Raw genomic sequence first — 19,423 nt, 5'->3', positions numbered from 1 at the left:
CCGCCCCGGTCGAGGTAGTAAGAGCACATGGCAGGCCTCGGCGAGTACCGCAGGAAGCGGAATCCCGGCCGCACCCCGGAGCCCGTCCCCGCCGACGGCCCGCTGCCCCAGGGCAACGACGACACCTTCGTCATCCAGGAGCACCACGCCACCCGCCTGCACTGGGACGTGCGCCTGGAGCGCGGCGGCGTGCTGGTGAGCTGGGCCGTGCCCAAGGGCCTGCCGGAGGACAAGGGTGACATCCGCCTGGCCGTGCACACCGAGGACCACCCGGTGGAGTACGCCGCCTTCGAGGGCAGCATCCCCAAGGGCGAGTACGGCGGCGGCAGGATGTTCATCTGGGACCGGGGCACCTACGAAACCGTCAAGTGGGACGACCGCGAGGTGGCGGTCGTGTTCCACGGCAGCCGGGTGCGGGGCAAGTACACCTTCTTCAAGGGCCGCTCGGGGAAAGACTGGATGGTCCGCCGCTCCGACCCGCCGCAGCACCCGGACCGAACCCCGCTGCCCGACCTCCTGGCGCCGATGCTGGCCACCCTCGGCGCCCTCCCACCCGCCGACGAGGACGACCTGTGGGCGTACGAGTTCAAGTGGGACGGCGTCCGCGCCCTGGCCAGGGTCGAGGGCGGGCGGCTGCGGCTGTTCTCCCGCAAGGGCGCCGACATCACCGCCACCTACCCGGAACTGCGCGCGCTCGGCGAAGACCTGGGCAGCACCCGGGTCTGGCTGGACGGCGAGGTGATCGCGTTCACCGGCGGTGCGCCGTCGTTCGCCGCGCTGCAACAGCGGATGCACGTCGACGACGAACGGCTGGCCCGCAGGCTCGCGGCCGACTTCCCGGTGACCTACGTGGTGTTCGACCTGCTGCACCTCGACGGCAGCCCCTGCCTGGACCTGCCCTACGAGCGCCGCCGCGCGCTGCTGGAGGACCTGGACCTGCGCGGCCCCCACTGGAACCTCTCCCCCAGCTTCCCCGGCGAGGGCCCGGCGGTCCTCGACACCGCCCGCGAGCAGCGGTTGGAGGGGGTGATCGCCAAGCGGCTGGAGTCGCGCTACCTGCCGGGGCGGCGCTCGGCGGACTGGGTGAAGATCACCGACCTGCGCACGGCGGAGGTGGTCATCGGCGGGTGGCGGCCGGGTGAGGGCAGGCGCCGGGGTGTGTTCGGCTCGCTCATGCTGGGCGTGCCGACGGACGCGGGACTGCACTACGTCGGCCAGGTCGGCACCGGGTTCACCGACGAGGTGCTGCACGACCTGATGGGCCGGTTGCGCCCACTGGAGCGCAAGACCTCGCCGTTCCACAACGAGGTGCCGCGCCCACGGGCGCGGGGCGGGCACTGGGTGCGGCCGACCCTGGTCGGGGAGGTCGTGTTCCGGAACTGGACGACCGACGGGCGGCTGCGCGCGCCGTCCTGGCGGGGGTTGCGGCCGGACAAGGGGCCGGAGGACGTCAACAACGCGGAGGGGTGGCCCGGTGACCGGTGAGGTGCTCGTCGACGTGGCGGGGCGGCGGCTCCGACTGTCCAACTTGGACAAGGTGCTCTACCCGGGGCACGGGTTCACCAAGGGCGACGTGATCGACTACTACAGCCGGGTCGCGCCGGTGCTGACCCCGCACCTGGTCGACCGCCCGGTCACCTTCCGCCGCTTCCCGGACGGCGTGGCGAAACCGGGGTTCTTCGAGAAGAACGCCGCCGGGCGCGCGCCGGACTGGCTGCGCACGGTCACCATCGAGACCCCGGGGTCCACCACCGGCGCGGAGAGCCTGGACTTCGCGCTGCTGTGCGACCTCCCGGCGCTGGTGTGGGCGGCGAACCGGGCCGGGATCGAACTCCACGTTCCACAGTGGACCGTCGGCCCGCGCGGCGGTCGGCAGGCGCCGGACCGGCTGGTGTTCGACCTCGACCCGGGGGAACCCGCGACGGTCGTGGAGTGCTGCGAGGTCGCGCTGGCGCTGCGCTCGGCGCTGGAGGCGGACGGGCTGACCGTGGTGGCGAAGACCAGCGGCTCCAAGGGGGTGCAGCTCTACGCGCCGGTCACGACCACCTCCCCGGACCGCACCTCGAACTACGCCAGGGCACTGGCCGAGCGGCTGGAGGCGGAACTGCCGGGGCTCGTGGTCTCCCGGATGGCGAAGAAGCTGCGCCAGGGCAAGGTGCTCATCGACTGGAGTCAGAACAACCCGCACAAGACGACGGTCGCCCCGTACTCGCTGCGCGCCCGCCCGCTGCCCACCGCCTCCACCCCGCTGACCTGGGACGAGGTGACCGCCTGCCGCACCCCCGACGACCTGGTGTTCACCGCCGACGACGTCCTGGACCGGGTCGCCGACCACGGCGACCTGTTCGCGCCGCTGTTGGAGAAGGGGCCGCGCCTGCCGCGCTAGAGCGCCAGCGGGGCGGAGCCGAAGGCGACGTTGAACCGGTCGCACCAGATGACGACGCTGCGCAGGCCCCCGAGGTCGGCGTCGGCGGGGACGGCGTAGTTGTGGTTGCCGTCGGTGGCCTTGATCTTCCCCAGCTTGACCACGCGGCCGTCGTCGTACTTGTGCCAGTCGCCGCCCGCGGTGGCCGTGCTCAGCCAGACGTGCACGTCCGGGCCGTCGGAGGTGGAGAAGCCCTCCAGGCGCAGCACCCGGGCGCCGCCCTGTTCGAGGAGGCGGGCGGCACCGGAGGTGGGGTGCTCCTGGCTGACGAACTCACCCGCGGCCAGGACCACGGGCCCGGTCGGCGCGGGCGCGGTCGTGGTGGTGGTCGCCTCGGGGGTCGGTGTGGGTGCCGTCGTCGGCGTGGCGGCGGTCGTCCCAAGGGTCGCCGAGGTGGTGCTGACCACGGGGACCTCGAAGGCCAGCGGCTCGTCCACGCGGCTGTGCGTGAAGAGTTTCCACGGCTGGAACGCCCAGAGTGCGATGATCACAACGGCGAGCACCGCGGCACCCGCACCCCACCACACCTTGCGGCGCAACGATCCGCGCATCGACCTCGCCCTTCACTTAACGACTGATGCGCCACAGGCTTGATCTGTGGCGTTCTCCACCATTCTGCCCGCTCTGGAGCGGCGTTTTCCTTACCGAGTGGTTACGCTCGAATCCGTGACCGCTCCCCACCCGGACATCCCCGAAGTCGAGCAGCCGTCGCCCGCACCCCGGGTGGACAGCGAGGTCGGTCCCCTGCGCACGGTCCTGCTGCACCGGCCGGGCACCGAACTGAAGCGCCTCACCCCGCGCAACAACGACCAACTGCTGTTCGACAGCATCCCCTGGGTCGACCGGGCCCAGGACGAGCACGACCGCTTCGCCGAGGTCCTCACCGGCCGCGGTGTGGAGGTGGTGCTTCTGGCCGACGCCTTGGTCGCCGCCCTGGCCGACGAGCGGGCGCACGCCGCGGCCGCCACCACCGCCGTGGACCGCCGCAGGCTTGGCAACGAACTGGGCGACGCCCTGGCCAGTCACCTGTCCACAGTGGACGCCAAGGGCCTGGCGGACGTGCTGATGGGCGGCATGACCTTCGAGGAGCTGCCGCACGCCGAGGGCGCCTCCCTGGTCCGCCGGATGCACCACCCGCACGACTTCGTCGTCGACCCGCTGCCGAACCTGCTGTTCACCCGCGACTCCTCGGTCTGGATCGGCGACCGGGTGGCCATCGCGTCCCTGGCCATGCCCGCCCGCGCCCGAGAGACGGCGCTGCTGGACCTCGTCTACGCCTACCACCCCCGCTTCCGCGCCGCGGGCCGCGCCTACGGCGCCCACTACGCCCCCGTCGAGGGCGGCGACGTCCTGCTGCTGGCCCCCGGCGTCCTGGCCATCGGCGTCGGCGAGCGCACCACCCCCGCGGGCGCGGAATCCCTGGCCCGCTCCGCCTTCCGCGACGGCCTGGCGCACACGGTCCTCGCCGTCCCCATCGCCCAGGACCGCGCCACCATGCACCTCGACACGGTCTGCACCATGGTCGACCGGGACGCCGTGGTCATGTACCCGGCCATCCGCGACACCCTCCGGGCCTACACCCTGCGCCCCGAGTCGGACGGCGTGGTCGTCGACGGCCCCGCCCCCTTCCTGGAGGCAGCGGCAGCGGCCATGTCCATCGACCGCCTCCGCGTCATCCACACCGGCCTCGACCCGGTCACCGCCGAACGCGAGCAGTGGGACGACGGCAACAACACCCTCGCCGTGGCCCCCGGCGTGGTCGTCGCCTACGAGCGCAACGTGGAGACGAACGCCAGGCTGGAGGACGCGGGCATCGAGGTCCTGCGCATCAGCGGCTCCGAACTCGGCACCGGCCGGGGCGGCCCCCGCTGCATGTCCTGCCCCATCACCCGCGACCCCCTGTAACCCCTTCGGGCGAACACCTGTGCGAACCGCACGGTTCATCTCCGGAGACAACCGATGCCCGCGAGGTGAATCCGAGCAACACCGCCCAGGCGCCCGGCGCACCCACTTCAAGCACGAGCGCGACGCGGTCCGGAAGGACATCGCCGCCGCCGTGGTGGAAGCCCCACTGCGCGCCCGAATCTACTTCGGACGGGGCAAGGCCGAGGAGGTCCGCCGGGCACTGCTGACGGCACTGGTGCTCGACCTCGCACCGGACGGCCTGGCCCGACTGGTGCTCGACTCTCGGGACCGGGTCGGCGATCACGCTGAGCGCGCCTCGGGCGGCGACACCTTCGGCTTCGCCCACCTCCGGTCGCACGAAGAACCCGCGCTCTGGGTTCCCGACGTGGTCGCGTGGTGCTGGGGCGCAGGCGGGGAGTGGCGCAGACGGATCGACTCGATCATCGACCACGCGCGAGAGGTGGGGTGAATCTGCCTCGAACAGCGCGAAACCCGGGCTCTCGCCGTCCGACGAGTCCTGCCCGGGCCCACTTCCAAGACCGAGTGTTCTTGGCAAGGACAATTCTGCTCCATTCGACATTCGCTGGGCAGTCGCCCGATCGGGGCTGTTCGTTCGGGTGAACACCCGTGGAAGCCCAGTGGTTCAGCCCCCGAGACAGCCGATGCCCAGCGGGTGAAGTCGCCCCACCTGTTCATCGACGAGTCAATCCGGGGACGCACCTACCTGTTGGGCGTCGCTGTCATCCCGGTCAACCGACTGGCCGCCGCTCGCACACTGCTGCGCGCGCTCTGCCTCCCCGGCGAGCGACGAGTGCACTTCCAAGCGGAGAGCAACACCAGACGGCGCGCGGTGATCTCCCACCTGGTCGCCGCGGGGATCACGGCGGACCTCTACCTGGCCCACGGTCCGGCAGGACAGGCGCGGGCCTCGTGCGTGCGCGCCTTGACCATCGACGCCTGCAAGCGGGGCGCGCATCGCATCGCGATCGAGTCGCGCGGGAGGCGGGTGACCGCGCCGATCGGTTGACCATCTCCTCGACGCTGCGCGCGATCGGCGTGGGGGCGTTCGAGGGCCGTTCTACGAACACGTCCAATCCCACGAGGACCCGCTGCTCGGCATCGCCGATGCCACGGCGTGGGCCTACGGCGCGGGCGGCGACTGGCGGCGACGGATCTAGGGGGTCATCGGTCAAGTGATCCAGATCGAGAACTGACCCCGGACAGCGCGAAACCCGGGCTCCCGTCGTCCGGCGGGTCCTGCCCGGGTCCACTTCCAAGACCTAGTGTTCTTGGCGAGAACAACTCTACCCCATTCGATGCCCACCGCGAAGACGCTCGATCGGGGCTTACCTGGGTAGGCGTACCTCGTCACGGGTGGTGACAGCAGAGGTCAAAAAGGTAGGAATGCCTAACCTGAATTGCCACTCGATAGGCTTGCCTAACGGTTCAATAGCCTTGCCTAACGTGACGAGAATAGCGCACTGAAAACCTGCATAATCGCTATTCGGGACGTATCGTCGATGCCATGACCACGAAGTTCCACCAGTTGCTCCAGTCCCAGATCCGCAACGAGTTCAGCGCTTCCCAGCAGTACGTCGCGCTCGCCGTCTGGTTCGACGGGCAGGACCTCCCCCAGTTGGCGAAGCACTTCTACCGCCAGTCGCTGGAGGAGCGCAACCACGGGATGATGATCGTCCAGTACCTGCTGGACAACGACGTCACGCCCGCGGTGACCGGCGTGGACGAGCCGCGCAACGACTTCGCGGACCCGGTCGAGTTGATCGCCCTGGCGTTGCAGCAGGAGCGGACGGTCACCGACGAGGTGGTCGCGCTGGCGAAGACCGCCCGGGACGAGGACGACTACACCGGCGAGCAGTTCATGCAGTGGTTCCTCAAGGAGCAGGTCGAGGAGGTCGCCTCGATGACGACGCTGCTCAACGTCGTCAAGCGGGCGGGCGGGAACCTGTTCGACGTGGAGACCTACCTGGCCCGCGAGACCGTGGGCGACACCGGTTCCGACCCGACGGCGCCGCGCGTCGCGGGTGGCGCCATCTGATCCGACGCACGAGTGGGGTGGTTCCGGGCGACCGGGACCACCCCACCGCGCTGTCAGCGGTGGGCCAGCGACGCGGGCAGCTCGAACTCCCCGTCCGGGCCGGGCGGGAACTCGTGCACGCCCACCACGGCCGAGGCCGGGATGGGGCCGTACACGTGCGGGAACCACGGGCCGCCCGGCTCCGGGGGCGACCCGACCTCCCAGCGGACCGGGGCGCCGACCAGCGCCGGGTCGATCTCCAGCAGCAGCAGGTCGTCCCGGCCCGCGAACAGCCTGCGGGCCGGGACCAGCACCGACCCGGGGTCCGAGCAGTGCACGAACCCCACGGCCGGGTCGGGCCGGATCTCCGCCGCGGGCCAGTCCGCGCGGGCGGTGATGTAGACGATCACCGGATGGTGATCTGGCGGCCCAGCAGGCCGTCGCGGGCGCGGCGCTCGGCCGGGGTGAGCGGGGTGGACTCCACCGTCGCCAGCGCGGCGTCGAGGCGCTCGCCGAGGGCGGTGGCACCGTCGGTCCACTCGCGGGCGTGGAGTTCGCGGTCGAGGTCCCACACCGGCACCAGCAGGCCGTGCGCGCGGAACGAACCGGCGTAGCGGGAGCCCTCGCCCAGCGCCAGCTCACCGGCGGCGTGCAGCCGGGACAGGGCGGCGAGGAGCTGCTCCTCCGGCTCCGGGCGGACCCAGCGCAGGTGCGCCTTCTCCCCCGCGTCGACCCAGTACGCGGCCGGGCCGATGCGCTCGGTGGGCAGGATGGCGCCGTTGGCCCGCTCCAGCGACAGGGCGACCTCGCCGGTGGGCTCGCTGCCCTCGGGCATCCACCAGGTGAAGTCGGCGTGCACGACCGGCTCCAGCGGCGCGGTGACGTCGATGAGGTCCTGCAACCGCTCCGGGTTCTCCCCCGCGTCGGTCTCCGGGCCGACGACGGCGAGCACGTCGCCCGGCTCGGCGTCGCGCGCCCACAGCACGGCGCGGGCCAGGTCGCGGCTGATGTCGTTGGACCTGGTCTGCACCTGGAGGCCGACGAACTTGACCCCGTCGGCGCGGACGAGGCCCGCGGCGGCCATCGGCAGCACGGTGGCGAGGGTGATCTCGTCCTCGCCCGCCCCGGGCAGCACGGCGGTGCCGGAGGGGACGAACTCGCGCAGCGCGATCAGCTCGCACTCACCGGCCAGCCCCTCGAACGGCCTGGCCACGGGGACGTCGACGACACCACCGGCCGAGCCGTGGCAGGCCTTGTAGCGCTTGCCGGAGCCGCAGGGGCACGGCTGGCGCGGGTTCACTCCCGAGGAGTCCTGGGGGGTCGCCTTGCGCGCGTTCTTCACGGCGGATCGCCTGGACATCTACGACTCCTCGTCGAGACCGAGACCGGGATTGATGCGTGGGACGCTACCCAATCCGGCCGCGTCGGCGTCGGTGCGGGTGGTCGGCGGCGCGCGGGGAACGGGTGCGCCACCGGCGGGGTTACCGTGGCCGGGTGAGCTTCGACCCCGCTGACCCGGCCTTCCTCGCCGACCCGTACCCGGTCTTCGCCGCGCTGCGCGCCGAGGCCGAGGTGCACGACCACCCGGGTCTCGGGCTGGCCGTGGCCGTCTCGCACGCCGCCTCCAGCGCGGTGCTGCGGGATCGCTCGCTCGGTCGGGTGTGGACGGACGCGGCGCCGGTGGCCGCCTTCGCCGAGTTCAACCTGCTGCACCGCAACTCACTGCTGGAGAGCGAACCGCCGACGCACACCCGGCTGCGGCGGCTGATCGCGGCGGCGTTCGGCCGCGGCCACACCGAGCGGCTGCGGCCCAGGGTGGACGCGCTGGCGGCGGGCCTGGTCGAGGAGCTGGCCGAGCGGGTCGACGCCGACGGGTCGGCCGACTTGCTGGCGGTGCTGGCCGCGCCGCTGCCGATCCAGGTGATCGGTGAGCTGCTGGGCGTGCCGGAGTCCGAGCGCGGGCTGCTGCAACCGTGGTCGAACGCGATCGTGAAGATGTACGAGTACGACCTCGCCCCCGACCTGGCCGCGGCGGCGGAGCGGGCGGCGGGCGAGTTCGTGGCCTACCTGCGCACCCTGGTCGCGCACCGCCGCGAGCACCCGGGCGACGACCTGGTCTCCGACCTGGTCGCGGTCCGCGACGGCACCGACCGGCTGTCGGAGGACGAGTTGGTCGCCACCGCCGTGCTGCTGCTGATGGCGGGCCACGAGGCCACGGTCAACGTCGTCGGCAACGGCGTGCACGCCCTGCTGACCGCCCGCGACCAGTGGGAGCTACTGCTCACCGACCCGGCGCTGCTGCCGTCGGCGGTCGAGGAGCTGATCCGCTTCGACGCCCCGCTCCAGCTCTTCGAGCGCACCGCCACGGCCCCGCTGACCATCGCGGGCCACCGGGTCGAGCCCGGTGCCAAGATCGCCGCCCTGCTCGGCGCCGCCGCCCGCGACCCGGCGGTGTTCGCCGACCCGGACCGCCTCGACATCACCCGCGACCCCAACCCGCACTTGGGCTTCGGCGCGGGCATCCACTACTGCGTCGGCGCCCCGCTGGCCAGGGTGGAGGTCTCGGCCGCGCTCAAGGCCCTCACCGCGCGCCTGCCCGGCCTGGTCGGCGCGGGCGTGCCGGAGCGCAGGCCGGAGTTCGTGATCCGGGGCTTGAAGGAACTGCCGGTCAGCGCCTAGCGCCTGTCCTCAAAGCCGACCACCCGAAAACCGCTGGCCCGACTACGGACATGCCCGGGTGGGTGGATGTGCTTGGCCGGGGGTGGCGATCATGTGCGAGCCTCTCTGGGCTGTGGGGCATCTCTTCAGCCCCACTCGGTCACACTGGGCCCATGATCGCCGTAGGGGCCCCGGCCAAGCACATCCACCCAGCCGGGCACACCCACACAAAGACCGGGCTTTGAGGACGCGGCTCAGCGCCGAGCGGTGGCCGGGCGGGGGCGCAGGCCGAGTTCCGGGGCGCCGTTGACCCTGACCACCCGGACCCGGCGCACCTCGTTCGCGTCGACCGGGGCGAGCAGGGCGGAGAAGCGGGCGACCACCACCTCGGTGGCGATCGCGAGCGCGGCGGCGGCCAGGTCGGTCAGCGCGTTCAGCAGCACCCCGTCGGCTTCGGCCTGCACGCCGGAGCGGAAGCGCCAGACGACCGTGGCGGTGAACAGGACCACGCTCACCGCCCACGCCGCCCACCACCAGCGCACCAGCGGCGACGGCCGGGGCCGTTCGGCCTCCGGGCGGCGCAGCACCGCGTGCTCCAGCTCGGCCAGCAGCGCACCCGGCACGACCAGGTTGACCAGGGGGACGACCAGCGCGGGCAGCACCTGCCAGTCCGGCCGCGGCGGGTCGTAGCCCGCGGCGTCGGCGGCGACCCGGCGGGCGGTGAGCAGCCACCAGACCGCGCCCAGCAGCGCAGGCAGCCCGGCCACCAGCGCCAGCACGGCACCGGTCACGACCAGGCTGTCCGAGACCTCGACCACCCCGCGCGACAGCGCGCCGTCGCGGCTGAGCAGCAGGAGCACGTAGCGCCAGACCTCGGCACCGGCGGCCAGCAGCGCCACCGCGGCGAGCATCCACAGCGCCGAGGACGCCAGCCTGCCCCGGCGGCGCAGCCGGTCGATCGGGGCGGGCTCGTCGGCGTCGAGGCCGGGGAGCGCGGTGGGCCAGCGCCAGGCCAGCGCGGGGAAGCCCCAGCGCGGCGGGGTCCGGTAGGCCGGTGGGCCGGTGTACGGGCCGCGGCGCGGGCGGGCCGGGGGCACGCCCGCCCCGGGTGGCGGGGTCGCCACCCAGTCGAACCGGGGCCGGTGCGGCTGCACGGTCAGATGACCCTCGGGGTCGGGTCGGTGTCGCTGACGACCGGCCTGCCCTGGGCCTCCCAGACCTGCATGCCGCCGTCGACGTTGGCGGCCTCCCAGCCGTTGGCGTTGAGGTAGGCGGTGACCCGGGCGGAGCGGCCACCGGAGCGGCAGATCACCAGGTAGGAGGTGTCGGTGAGGTCACCGAGGCGCCCGGCCAGTTCGCTCATCGGGATGTGCGTCGCGCCCGGGGCGTGCCCGGCGTCCCACTCGTCCCGCTCGCGCACGTCGAGCAGGGTGGTGCCCTCGGGCAGCTCGGCCGGGATGTCGGCCACGGTGGTGGTGGGCAGGTCGGGGGTCGTCACGGGTCAATGCTGCCACGCGCGGCCGTTGCCTGCGGGTGAACTCAGCGGCGGTGGCGGCCGTTGGCCAAGCGGCTGCGTTCCTCGGCGGTGCCCCAGCGGGCGGTGTCGCGGTCGCGGATGAAGCCGAGCCGGTCGGGGGCGTGCATGCGCATCCGGATGCGGTTGGTCTCCGGTGGGACCTTGCCCGCGGTGGCCTTGCTCAGCAGGAACACGCAGAGGAACGCCACCGGCACGGTGACCAGCGCCGGTTGCTGGAAGAACGCGGGCGCCCAGCCGCCGGTGAACCCGCTGACGGTGGTGATGGCCAGCGACAGCAGCACCAGCCCGCCGCCGACGCACATGCCCGCCGCGGCGCCGACCCAGGTGATCCGGGGCCACCAGATGCCCAGCAGCAGGACCGGGCAGAAGGTGGAGGCGGCCAGCGCGAACGACAGGCCCACGCTGATCGAGACGTCCCCGTGGGGCAGCACCAGCGCGATCCCCAGCGGCACCGACCCGGCGATCACCGACGCCCAGCGGAAGTCGCGCACCCGGCCGCGCCCGCCGTTGGACGTCGACAGCACCCCGGCGACGCTGACCACCAGCCCGGACGACGTCGACAGGAACGCCGCGAACGCGCCCGCCGCCGTCACCGCGCCCAGGACCTGCCCGAACGTGCCCGGCACGACCTTCAGCGGCAGTGTCAGCACCGCCGCGTCCGTGCCGCCGGTGACCAGCAGCTCCGGTGTGTAGATCCGCGCCAGCGCGCCCAGCACGATCGGGAACAGGTAGAACAGGCTCAGCAGCATCATCACGTGCAGCGTCGTGCGGCGCGCGGCCCGCCCGTCGGGGTTGGTGTAGAACCGGGTGAGCACGTGCGGCAGGCCCATGGTGCCCAGGAACGTGGCGAAGACCAGCGAGTACGTGGTGAACAGGTCGCCGACGCCCGACCCCGGCCGCAACCAGGTGGCGTTGTCCACGGGTGCGCCCTCGACCACCGGCACCGCGGTGTCCGCGGCGAAGCGCAGCCGGGTGCCCGCGAGCACGGTGTGCTCGCCGGGGCCCCAGTAGACCACCCCGGTGGTGCGCCCGCCGTCGACCGTGCCGTCGGCCCACAGCGGCACCGCCTCGCGGACCTGGAGCACCACGTCGGTGCTGACGTCGATCTCGGCGGCGCTGGTGAACCGGGGCGGCAGCGGCGCGGCGAGCCCGGTGCCGCCCACCCCGTCGGCCCCGCCGTCGCGCAGGAACAGCACGCACAGCACGAACGTCGGCGCGGCGAGGGCGAACAGCTTGAGCCAGTACTGGAACGCCTGCACGACGGTGATGGCGCGCATCCCGCCGCCCAGCACGTTGATCATCACCAGCACGGCCACCACCACCGCGCCCGCCCACAGCGGCACCCCGGGCACGATCTGGCTCAGCGTCAGCCCGGCCCCCTGCAACTGCGGGACCAGGTAGAGCATGCCGATGAAGACCACGAACACGGTGGAGAGCCCACGTAGCTGCCGCGACCCCAGCCGCGCCTCGGCGAAGTCGGGCAGCGAGTAGGCCCCGGACCGGCGCAGCGGCGCGGCGACGAACAGCATCAGCGCCAGGTAGCCCGCGGTGAAGCCGATCGGGTACCACAGGGCGTCGGCGCCGTCCTTGAGCACGAGCCCGGCGACGCCGAGGAACGACGCGGCCGACAGGTACTCCCCGGACACCGCCGCCGCGTTGCGCCGCGACCGCACGGTGCGCCGGGCGACCAGGAAGTCCTGGGTGGTGCTCGCCTGGCGCGCGCTGCGGAAGCCGATGGTGAAGGTGGCGAGCCCGACTGCGACGATGCCCGCCACCGCCCACAGGTTCAGTTCCAAGGCTCCCGGATCCCCGTGTCCCTCATCTGGGCACTACTTCTCGACCATGTCCACGAAGTCGCGCTCGTGTCGTTCGGCCAGCACGTTGTACCAATAGGCCAGGCCGAACAACAGGGGGAAGGGCACGATCCCGAGCAGGATCCACGGCAGTGGGACGCCCACCACGGTCACCCCGGACAAACCGGGCGCCAGGAAGAACACCAGCGGCAGCGCCCCGAGCGTGCCGATGACAAGCAGGGCGAGCTTCACCGCCGTCCAGAACTGGGTGCGGATGAAGCCGCGCACGACCTCCTCGGCCCAGCTCGTCTGCTCCTCCAGCTCCAGCACGGTCCGCAGCACGGTGACCGGGGCGCGGGAGTCGGCGAGCACGACCCGCTTGCGCCGCGGCGGGCGCGGCGGCTTGGGCTGGGGGGTCCCGTCGGTCACGGGCCCGCGCCGCGGACCAGGCGGTCCTTGAGTTCGCGGGTGTGCCTGCGGCTGACCGGCAGGACCTTCTCCTCGTGGCCGATGACCACCGAGTAGCCGGAGCCGCCCATCCGCAGTTCGGTGATCAGCGACAGCGGCACCAGGTAGGAGCGGTGGATGCGCACGAACCCGGCCTTCTCCCAGCGCTCTTCGAGCTGGGCGAGCGGGATGCGCACCAGGTGCGAGCCGTCGGAGGTGTAGAGGCGGGCGTAGTCGCCCTGGGCCTCGACCCAGCGCACGGCCGCCCGGGAGACCAGCTTGGTGGTGCCCGCCAGCTCGACCGGGATGACCTCGTCGTCGCGCTGCTCGGGGACCGCGGCCGATCCGCCGCCGCCATCGGAGTTGATCTTGGTCAGCACCCGCTCCATGGCCTTGTCCATCCGCGGCTGCTTGGCGGGCTTGAGGATGTAGTCGACCGCGCCCAGCTCAAAGGCGGCGACGGCCTCGTGGCTGTGCGCGGTGACGAAGACCAGCACGGGGGCGGGCTTGAACCCGGCCACCACCTTGGCCAGCTCCATCCCGGTCAGCCCGGGCATGTCGAGGTCGGCGAAGACGACGTCGACGACCGGCATCCCGGCCGCCTTGCGGGCGGCCAGCTCCTCGTCGTCGCCGGAGAGCAGCCGCAGCGCCTCGGTGGCGTCGAATGCCTTCAGGACGCGCCGAACCTGTCGGTTCCCGTTCAGGAGGATGACGAGCTCGTCCATGCCTGCTTGCTCGTCGTCGACGGCGAGAACGACGAGACCCGGGGTTTTGGTGGCGGTACTCACGGTGAGCGCAATCTTGCCCAGTACCCCCATGGCCTGTCCATGACCAATCCCAGTGTCACCCGTCCGAAGTAGTGAACCGAGCCGATTGTGACCCGATGTCGAGATTGGACTGCCTTCACAGGCCGAAGCGCGACCACGTCACCCGGTTCTCGACCGCGTCGAGCGCGGCCAGTACACGGTCGGCGGCGGAGGCCCCCGGCACGCCGAGCCGGGCCAGCAGCGCCCGGCGCGGTTCGGCCACCACCAGCTCCGCGTCCGGGAACCGCTCGGCGATGACCGAGCGCACGCTGCCCAGCCCGTCGACCAGCCCCAGCTCGGCCGCCTTCACCCCGGTCCACACCTCACCGGAGAAGAGCTGCTCGGGGGTGCCGGTGAGCTTGTCGCCGCGCCGCTGCAACACCCACTCGACGAACTGGTCGTGCAGTTCGCGTTGCAGGCCCTTGAGCCACTCGACGTCCTCCTGGTCCTCCGGGAGGAACGGGTCGAGCCGCACCTTGCGCGCGCCCGCCGTGTGCACCCGCCGCTCCACGCCGAACCGCTCCAGCAGCCCGTTGAGCCCGAAGCTCGCCGAGACCACGCCGATCGACCCGACCTGCGACGTCGGGTGCGCGTAGATCTCGTCGCCTGCGCAGGCCAGCCAGTAGCCCCCGGACGCGGCGACGTCCTCGCAGAACGCCAGCACCGGGACGCCCTTCTCCGCGGCCAGCTCCCGCACCCGCTCGGCGACGAGGGCGGACTGCGTCGGGGTGCCCCCGGGGGAGTTGACGACCAGGGCCACCGCCACCAGGCGCTCCCGGTCGAACGCCCGGCTCAGCGCCGACTCCACCGACGACACGTTGATCGCCCCGCGGGCCAGCGGCGTCGCCGACGGGCTGATCACCCCGTGCAGGCGCACCACGGCCACCACGGACGACTTCTCCCCGCGGTCCCCGACACCGGGCAACCGCGCCACGAGCTTCTCGGCCACACTCATGCCCCGACCCTACGGCGCGCGACCCGGGGGCACCGGGTGCCCGCGGCCGGGTCAGCCCACCGGGCGGGCGGGGGCGACGGCGGCGTCGGGGTCCTGGTCCTCGGAGAAGTCCGGCAGGTCGGGGCGCACGCCGGGGAAGAACTTGGGCACCCGCAGCGTGATCTTCATCCCGGCGCCGGGGGCGGTCTCGACCATCAGCGCGTACTCGTCGCCGAAGACCTGGCGCATCCGCTGGTTGATGTTGCCGACGCCGACGTGCGAGCCGGTCTTGTGCGCGTCGCGCAGGTCCTCGAAGAGGCGGTCGGCGTCCATGCCGACGCCGTCGTCCTCGATCACGATCAGCGCCTCGGAGCCGTTGTCGTGGGCGAAGACGCTGACCGTGCCGCCGCCCGGCTTCTTGGCGATGCCGTGCCGGACGGCGTTCTCGACCAGCGGTTGCAGCACCAGGAACGGCACCACGACCGACTGGACCTCCGGGGCGATGCGCAGCCGCACGTTGAGCCGCTCGCGGTACCGGGCGCACTCGATGGTCAGGTAGCGGTCGATGTTGCTCAGCTCGTCGGCGAGGGTGGCGAACAGGCCGGAGGAGCGGAACGAGTAGCGGGTGAAGTCGGCGAAGTCCTGCAGCAGCTCGCGCGACTGCTCCGGGTCGGTGCGGATCAGCGAGGAGATGGTGTTGAGCGTGTTGTAGATGAAGTGCGGGGAGATCTGCGCCCGCAACGCCCGGATCTCCGCCCTGGCCAGGGCCTGCTTGGACTCGTCGAGCTTGGCCAGCTCAAGCTGGATCACCAGGAAGCCCGCCAGCTCGTCGGCCGCGCGGATCAGCCGCTTGCTGTCCACCCCGCCGACCAGGACCAGGGTGCCCTCGATCTGCCCGTCGATGATCAGCGGGACGATCACCGCCGTGCGCATCGGGCAGCTCCCGCGCCTGCCGCACTGGAGGTTCTCGTGCTGGATGTGCTCGCGGTGGCCCCGGCGCACGACCTCCACGATGGGCCCCTCCAGGTCCACGTAGTGCTCGTTGGCGTCACCGGCCCAGGACAGCAGCCTGCCCTCGCCGTCGGAGATGCCCACCGCGACGCACTTGAGCAGCTCGACCAGTTCCTTGGTGGCCTGGTCGGCCGCCTTCTCGGTCAGCCCGCCGCGCAGCTCCGGCGCGGCCCGCGACAGCCGCTGGACCGCGTCGAGCACGGCGTCGTCGACCGACCCGGCCTTGCGCGGGCGGCACAGCGCCACGAACAGACCCAGCACCAGCAGCGTGGCGATGACACCCACCACCGCGCGCTCGGTCAGCAGTTGGCCCACCAGGGAAGCTCCCGCCTGTCACAGGGTCGGCTGACAACGGTAGTACCTACTTGAGCAGCCTGGACAGCCGCCGGTCGGCGAGCGGCTTCCCGCCGGTCTGGCAGGTCGGGCAGTACTGGAAGGCCTTGTCGGCGAAAGACACCTCCCGGACGGCGTCCCCGCAGACCGGGCAGGGCAGCCCGGTGCGCGCGTGCACCCGCAGCCCGGAGCGCTTCTCGCCCTTGAGCCGGGCCGCGGACTGCCCGACCGAGCGGTCGACCGCGCCGAGCAGCACCTCCCGCACCGCCGCGTACAGCCGGTCCAGCGCGTCGTCGTCCAAGCGGCCCGCGGTGGCGTACGGGGAGAGCTTCGCCACGTGCATGATCTCGTCGGAGTAGGCGTTGCCGATGCCCGCGATGATCCGCTGCCCGGTCAGGGCGGTCTTGAGCCGCTCACCGCGCCCGGCGAGCAGCTCGCCGAACTCGTCGCGGGTCAGCGCCAGCGCGTCCGGCCCCAGGGTGGCCACCTGCTCGATCGACATCGGGTCCTCCACGACCCACACCGCGAGGCCCTTCTTCGTGCCCGCCTCGGTGAGGTCGAACCCGGGCCCCTCCCCCGGCGGGCCCAGGTGCACCCGCAGCGCCAGCGGCCCCTTGCCCGGCTTGGGCGGCACGGCCGACATGGTGTCCGCCCAGCGCAGCCACCCGGCCCTGGCCAGGTGCGTGACCAGGTGCAGGCCGTCGCAGTCCAGGTCGAGGTACTTGCCGAACCGGCCCGCGCCGGTCACCTCCCGGCCGTGCAGCGCCGTCCACGGCGGGCTGGCCGTCTTCAACGCGCTCATCGAGGCCACGTCGACGCGCGCGACGGTGCGGCCGACGGCGTGCTCGCGCAGGTGGTGGGCCAGGGCTTCGACCTCGGGCAGTTCCGGCACCGGACCAGTCTCACCCGGAACCGCCCGCCTGTCATGCCCTAGTTGATCGGCTTGAGGATGCCCTCGTAGCTGGGCTGGGCGTCCATGCTGAGGCTCTTGGCGATCCGGGCGATCTCCCCGCGCGCGGCGAAGTAGCCGCGGACCTTGCCGACCCAGCGCTCGGTGGGCTCGCCGTCGCCGTCGTCGCCGGTCTCGGCGATCAGCGTCCACGGCCTGCGCATCGCCCAGCGGACCGGGAAGAACAGGGCCAGCAGGACCAGCAGCACGACCAGCCAGCTCGGCACGTACACGTCGGCGGGGGTCCACGAGACCAGCACCACGGCCAGCAGCACGACCACCGACAGCATCACCACGCCGGGCACGTACCCGGCGGCGACGTCGTGCTCGAAGTCGTCCTCGGTGGCCGGGGTGCGCCACTCGAGCGTGCCGTGCACGGTCCACAGGCGGCCGTTCACGTCGCGTACCTGGCGCGTCATCTCTCAGCCCTCTCGGTGTGGCGCTGCTGATCGGGAGTCACGCTGATCAGAGTCAGGCAGTGCGTGGGACACCGAGGGACAACGGTACCGCCTCGGCTCTGCGCCCAATGGGTGAAATGCGCTCATCGTGGCCGATTGTCGCACCGGCCGGGAACTTGATCAACCGGATGGCGTGCGCGTCACCGTGGGCGCCTCGGGGGCGTCGCGGCTCGACACCGGGGTGGGCGCGGCGGTGCCACCAGGGGCGCGGTAGCGGGTGTACTCGCTGGTGCTGGTCGACACCGTGGTCTGGTCGGCGGCGTTGACCAGCGTCGTGGTGCTGACCTCGGAGATGACGTCGTACTGGTCGTAGACCCACCACTTGCGCTGGTGCGACACCTGCCGCGACACCACCGGCAGCGTGTCGTCGAAGTCGTCGACCGGGGCGTCGAGCACCGTGGGCTCCTCGTCGCGGCCCTCGGGGGTGCGCGTCGTCGCCGTGGTGGTCGGCGCCGGGGCGGTCACGGGCGGCACCGGCTGCGCGGCGGTCCGCTCGCGCTCGGGCTCCCGCCCGGCCGCGGGGGGCGGCTGCTCGGCGGACGGGTGGTGCCCGGCGTCGATCCTGATGGCGCTGGAGGCGGCCGTCGGCGGGGTCGTGGCGCGGGTGGTGCCCGCCGGGGCTGGGCTGCCGGAGGTGACCACCAGCGTCGGCGCGGTGCCGTCGAGGTCGGCGAAGGCGTCCGGCTGCCCGTCGACGTGCCCCAGCGGCAGCAGCGTGAACGCCCCGACCGCCGCGGCCGACGCGGCGGCGGCGGTCACCTGGAACTTGACGCCGGTCAGCACCGCCTTGACCCCGGCCAGCAACCCGGCCCCGGTGGGCGCGGCGGCCTGCTGCGCCAGCGCGAGCCCGGCGACCGGGACGGCGAGGAACGCGGCGTGCGCGCGCAGCCCGGCGCAGACGTCCTGCAACTCGGCCTGCATGTCGGTGCACGACGGGCAGACCTGCAGGTGCGCCCGCACCTTGCGCCGCTCGGTGCCCTTGATGCTGCCCGCGGTGTACGCGCCGAGCTTCTCCAGCGCGGCCCGGCACCCCACGGAACCGCGCTCGGTGGTCAGGTGCGCCTGCAGGTACGCCGCCCGCAGCCCCTGCCTGGCGCGGCGGGCCAGCGCGGCGGTGGCGTTGGGGCTCAACCCGAACTTGCCCGCGACCACGGCGGGCCGCTCCCCCTCGACCTCGACCTTCCACAGCACGCTGCGCCAGCGCTCGGGCAGGCTGGTGAACGCCCTGGTGATCAGGGACCGCTCGGTGGACCGCCCCGGGTCGTCGAGCTCGGGACCGGCCCGGTAGTCCAGCTCCTCGTCGGTCACCGGCACGTCGCGCCTGCGCCCGGCCCACTCCCAGGCCACCCGGCGGACGACGATCAGCAGGTACCCGCGCACGTTGTCGACGGGCCCGGAACCGCGGCGGATGGCCTGCAGCACGCGGAAGAAGGCTTCGGCGGTCAGGTCCTCGGCTTCGGCACGGTCGGTGACCATGCCGCGCGCCAACCTGCGCACGGCGTCGCAGTGGCGGGAGAACAGCTCACCGAAGGCGGCGTCCTCACCGGCCCGCAGGCGGCGGAGCAGAGCACGGTCTTCGCAGGTGGCGGCGGACAGCTCGGCCTCGTCGTGCGCGCCGTCGCGGTACCCGCCAGCGGCAGGCCGGTCGTCCCCGGTCATCCGGCCCGGTACCTCCTCCTGGCCGTCGTGACAATGGTGAACAGATTGCCACATGCACTGGTCTTCCGGTTGATATCCGTGAATAACGTTAAGCGGAGACCTACGGATGTCCTAGTCCGTTCGAGGCCCACGTCACGCGCAGTCACGACCATCCCCCGAGGGGGAAGGCACCCCCCGGGTTGCGCCCCGGTGAACGGCATCGGGTACAGTTCACGCCGCACCGGGAAACCGGGGCACGCGGATGTAGCGCAGCTGGTAGCGCATCACCTTGCCAAGGTGAGGGTCGCGAGTTCGAGTCTCGTCATCCGCTCGGTCGATTGGGTCGATCTTGTTCGCAGGAAGCGCGAACGGGATCGACCCTTCGTCGTACCTGGGGGTCGAACCCCCAGACCCCCACGGTGCGTTCGGTTCCTGAACCAGCGTGGTCGAGGTGCTGACGCCTGGCGTTCTGGCTGGCCTGCGGGGCTCGGCCT

General features: G+C 72.5%; 20 protein-coding genes and 1 tRNA gene. 8 read left to right on the top strand and 13 right to left on the bottom strand.

What is annotated here, in order from left to right:
- Positions 1 to 27 precede the first annotated feature (27 nt).
- Complete coding sequence (gene ligD, locus L6E12_RS17705) at positions 28 to 1,485, top strand: non-homologous end-joining DNA ligase (RefSeq protein ID WP_236229027.1); 1,458 nt, start codon at positions 28 to 30, stop codon at positions 1,483 to 1,485.
- Positions 1,475 to 2,386: a non-homologous end-joining DNA ligase gene (ligD, locus tag L6E12_RS17700; protein WP_236229026.1), complete on the top strand. Its 912-nt coding sequence runs from the start codon at positions 1,475 to 1,477 to the stop codon at positions 2,384 to 2,386. Before ligD (L6E12_RS17705) ends, ligD (L6E12_RS17700) begins: the two co-directional genes overlap by 11 nt.
- Here ligD (L6E12_RS17700) and L6E12_RS17695 read toward each other — a convergent pair.
- Positions 2,383 to 2,976 carry a DM13 domain-containing protein gene (locus L6E12_RS17695; protein ID WP_236229025.1) on the bottom strand — a complete coding sequence of 198 codons (594 nt, stop codon included), beginning with the start codon at positions 2,974 to 2,976 and terminating at the stop codon, positions 2,383 to 2,385. The genes ligD (L6E12_RS17700) and L6E12_RS17695 overlap by 4 nt on opposite strands.
- Before the next feature lie 172 nt (positions 2,977 to 3,148).
- Between L6E12_RS17695 and L6E12_RS17690 the strand changes: the two genes are divergently transcribed.
- The 4 genes from L6E12_RS17690 to L6E12_RS17675 all read left to right on the top strand — a co-directional run bounded on the left by L6E12_RS17690 (position 3,149) and on the right by L6E12_RS17675 (position 6,386).
- Positions 3,149 to 4,330 carry an arginine deiminase gene (locus L6E12_RS17690; RefSeq protein ID WP_236229077.1) on the top strand — a complete coding sequence of 394 codons (1,182 nt, stop codon included), beginning with the start codon at positions 3,149 to 3,151 and terminating at the stop codon, positions 4,328 to 4,330.
- Positions 4,331 to 4,481: 151 nt separating this feature from the next.
- The gene (locus tag L6E12_RS17685; RefSeq protein ID WP_236229024.1) at positions 4,482 to 4,799 is read left to right on the top strand and encodes a hypothetical protein; all 318 of its coding nucleotides are present in this window, start codon (positions 4,482 to 4,484) and stop codon (positions 4,797 to 4,799) included.
- 204 nt (positions 4,800 to 5,003) lie between these two features.
- A complete protein-coding gene (locus L6E12_RS17680; protein ID WP_236229023.1) occupies positions 5,004 to 5,357 on the top strand; it encodes a hypothetical protein in 354 nt (117 codons plus the stop codon).
- A gap of 498 nt (positions 5,358 to 5,855) precedes the next feature.
- Complete coding sequence (locus tag L6E12_RS17675; protein ID WP_236229022.1) at positions 5,856 to 6,386, top strand: ferritin; 531 nt, start codon at positions 5,856 to 5,858, stop codon at positions 6,384 to 6,386.
- A gap of 53 nt (positions 6,387 to 6,439) precedes the next feature.
- Here the strand turns inward: L6E12_RS17675 and L6E12_RS17670 are convergent, their stop codons facing one another.
- Together L6E12_RS17670 and L6E12_RS17665 are read right to left on the bottom strand one after the other, a co-directional pair.
- Positions 6,440 to 6,775: a DUF952 domain-containing protein gene (locus L6E12_RS17670; protein WP_374201896.1), complete on the bottom strand. Its 336-nt coding sequence runs from the start codon at positions 6,773 to 6,775 to the stop codon at positions 6,440 to 6,442.
- Complete coding sequence (locus tag L6E12_RS17665; RefSeq protein WP_236229021.1) at positions 6,772 to 7,725, bottom strand: DUF5926 family protein; 954 nt, start codon at positions 7,723 to 7,725, stop codon at positions 6,772 to 6,774. The genes L6E12_RS17670 and L6E12_RS17665 overlap by 4 nt, the downstream gene beginning before the upstream one ends.
- Before the next feature lie 134 nt (positions 7,726 to 7,859).
- On the opposite strand from L6E12_RS17665, the gene L6E12_RS17660 reads away from it, so the two are divergent.
- Positions 7,860 to 9,044, top strand: a complete 1,185-nt coding sequence (locus tag L6E12_RS17660) for a cytochrome P450 (protein ID WP_236229020.1) — start codon at positions 7,860 to 7,862, stop codon at positions 9,042 to 9,044.
- Positions 9,045 to 9,277: 233 nt separating this feature from the next.
- Here the strand turns inward: L6E12_RS17660 and L6E12_RS17655 are convergent, their stop codons facing one another.
- From L6E12_RS17655 to L6E12_RS17610, 10 genes are all read right to left on the bottom strand, one after another.
- Positions 9,278 to 10,177: a DUF4328 domain-containing protein gene (locus L6E12_RS17655; protein WP_236229019.1), complete on the bottom strand. Its 900-nt coding sequence runs from the start codon at positions 10,175 to 10,177 to the stop codon at positions 9,278 to 9,280.
- Positions 10,178 to 10,179: 2 nt separating this feature from the next.
- Positions 10,180 to 10,521 (bottom strand): rhodanese-like domain-containing protein, encoded by a 342-nt coding sequence (locus L6E12_RS17650; RefSeq protein ID WP_236229018.1) that lies wholly within the window; start codon positions 10,519 to 10,521, stop codon positions 10,180 to 10,182.
- A 41-nt stretch (positions 10,522 to 10,562) separates the two neighbouring features.
- Positions 10,563 to 12,356 (bottom strand): cation acetate symporter, encoded by a 1,794-nt coding sequence (locus L6E12_RS17645; RefSeq protein ID WP_236229017.1) that lies wholly within the window; start codon positions 12,354 to 12,356, stop codon positions 10,563 to 10,565.
- A gap of 33 nt (positions 12,357 to 12,389) precedes the next feature.
- Positions 12,390 to 12,782 (bottom strand): hypothetical protein, encoded by a 393-nt coding sequence (locus tag L6E12_RS17640; RefSeq protein WP_236229016.1) that lies wholly within the window; start codon positions 12,780 to 12,782, stop codon positions 12,390 to 12,392.
- Positions 12,779 to 13,618, bottom strand: coding sequence for a LytTR family DNA-binding domain-containing protein (locus tag L6E12_RS17635; RefSeq protein ID WP_236229015.1), 840 nt, complete (start codon positions 13,616 to 13,618; stop codon positions 12,779 to 12,781). Before L6E12_RS17635 ends, L6E12_RS17640 begins: the two co-directional genes overlap by 4 nt.
- Before the next feature lie 85 nt (positions 13,619 to 13,703).
- The gene (locus L6E12_RS17630) at positions 13,704 to 14,561 is read right to left on the bottom strand and encodes a S49 family peptidase (RefSeq protein ID WP_236229014.1); all 858 of its coding nucleotides are present in this window, start codon (positions 14,559 to 14,561) and stop codon (positions 13,704 to 13,706) included.
- A 51-nt stretch (positions 14,562 to 14,612) separates the two neighbouring features.
- Positions 14,613 to 15,866, bottom strand: coding sequence for a histidine kinase (locus L6E12_RS17625; protein WP_236229013.1), 1,254 nt, complete (start codon positions 15,864 to 15,866; stop codon positions 14,613 to 14,615).
- Positions 15,867 to 15,912: 46 nt separating this feature from the next.
- The gene (locus L6E12_RS17620) at positions 15,913 to 16,776 is read right to left on the bottom strand and encodes a DNA-formamidopyrimidine glycosylase family protein (protein ID WP_236229012.1); all 864 of its coding nucleotides are present in this window, start codon (positions 16,774 to 16,776) and stop codon (positions 15,913 to 15,915) included.
- Between the two features lie 38 nt (positions 16,777 to 16,814).
- Positions 16,815 to 17,252, bottom strand: a complete 438-nt coding sequence (locus L6E12_RS17615) for a DUF983 domain-containing protein (protein WP_236229011.1) — start codon at positions 17,250 to 17,252, stop codon at positions 16,815 to 16,817.
- Positions 17,253 to 17,411: 159 nt separating this feature from the next.
- A complete protein-coding gene (locus L6E12_RS17610) occupies positions 17,412 to 18,950 on the bottom strand; it encodes a sigma-70 family RNA polymerase sigma factor (protein ID WP_236229010.1) in 1,539 nt (512 codons plus the stop codon).
- 237 nt (positions 18,951 to 19,187) lie between these two features.
- Between L6E12_RS17610 and L6E12_RS17605 the strand changes: the two genes are divergently transcribed.
- A tRNA-Gly gene (locus L6E12_RS17605) sits at positions 19,188 to 19,260 on the top strand.
- Positions 19,261 to 19,423 lie beyond the last annotated feature (163 nt).

This window comes from Actinokineospora sp. PR83, from assembly GCF_021056305.1.
Classification (GTDB): Bacteria; Actinomycetota; Actinomycetes; order Mycobacteriales; family Pseudonocardiaceae; genus Actinokineospora; species Actinokineospora spheciospongiae.
This window is presented reverse-complemented; position numbering and strand designations above follow the sequence as displayed.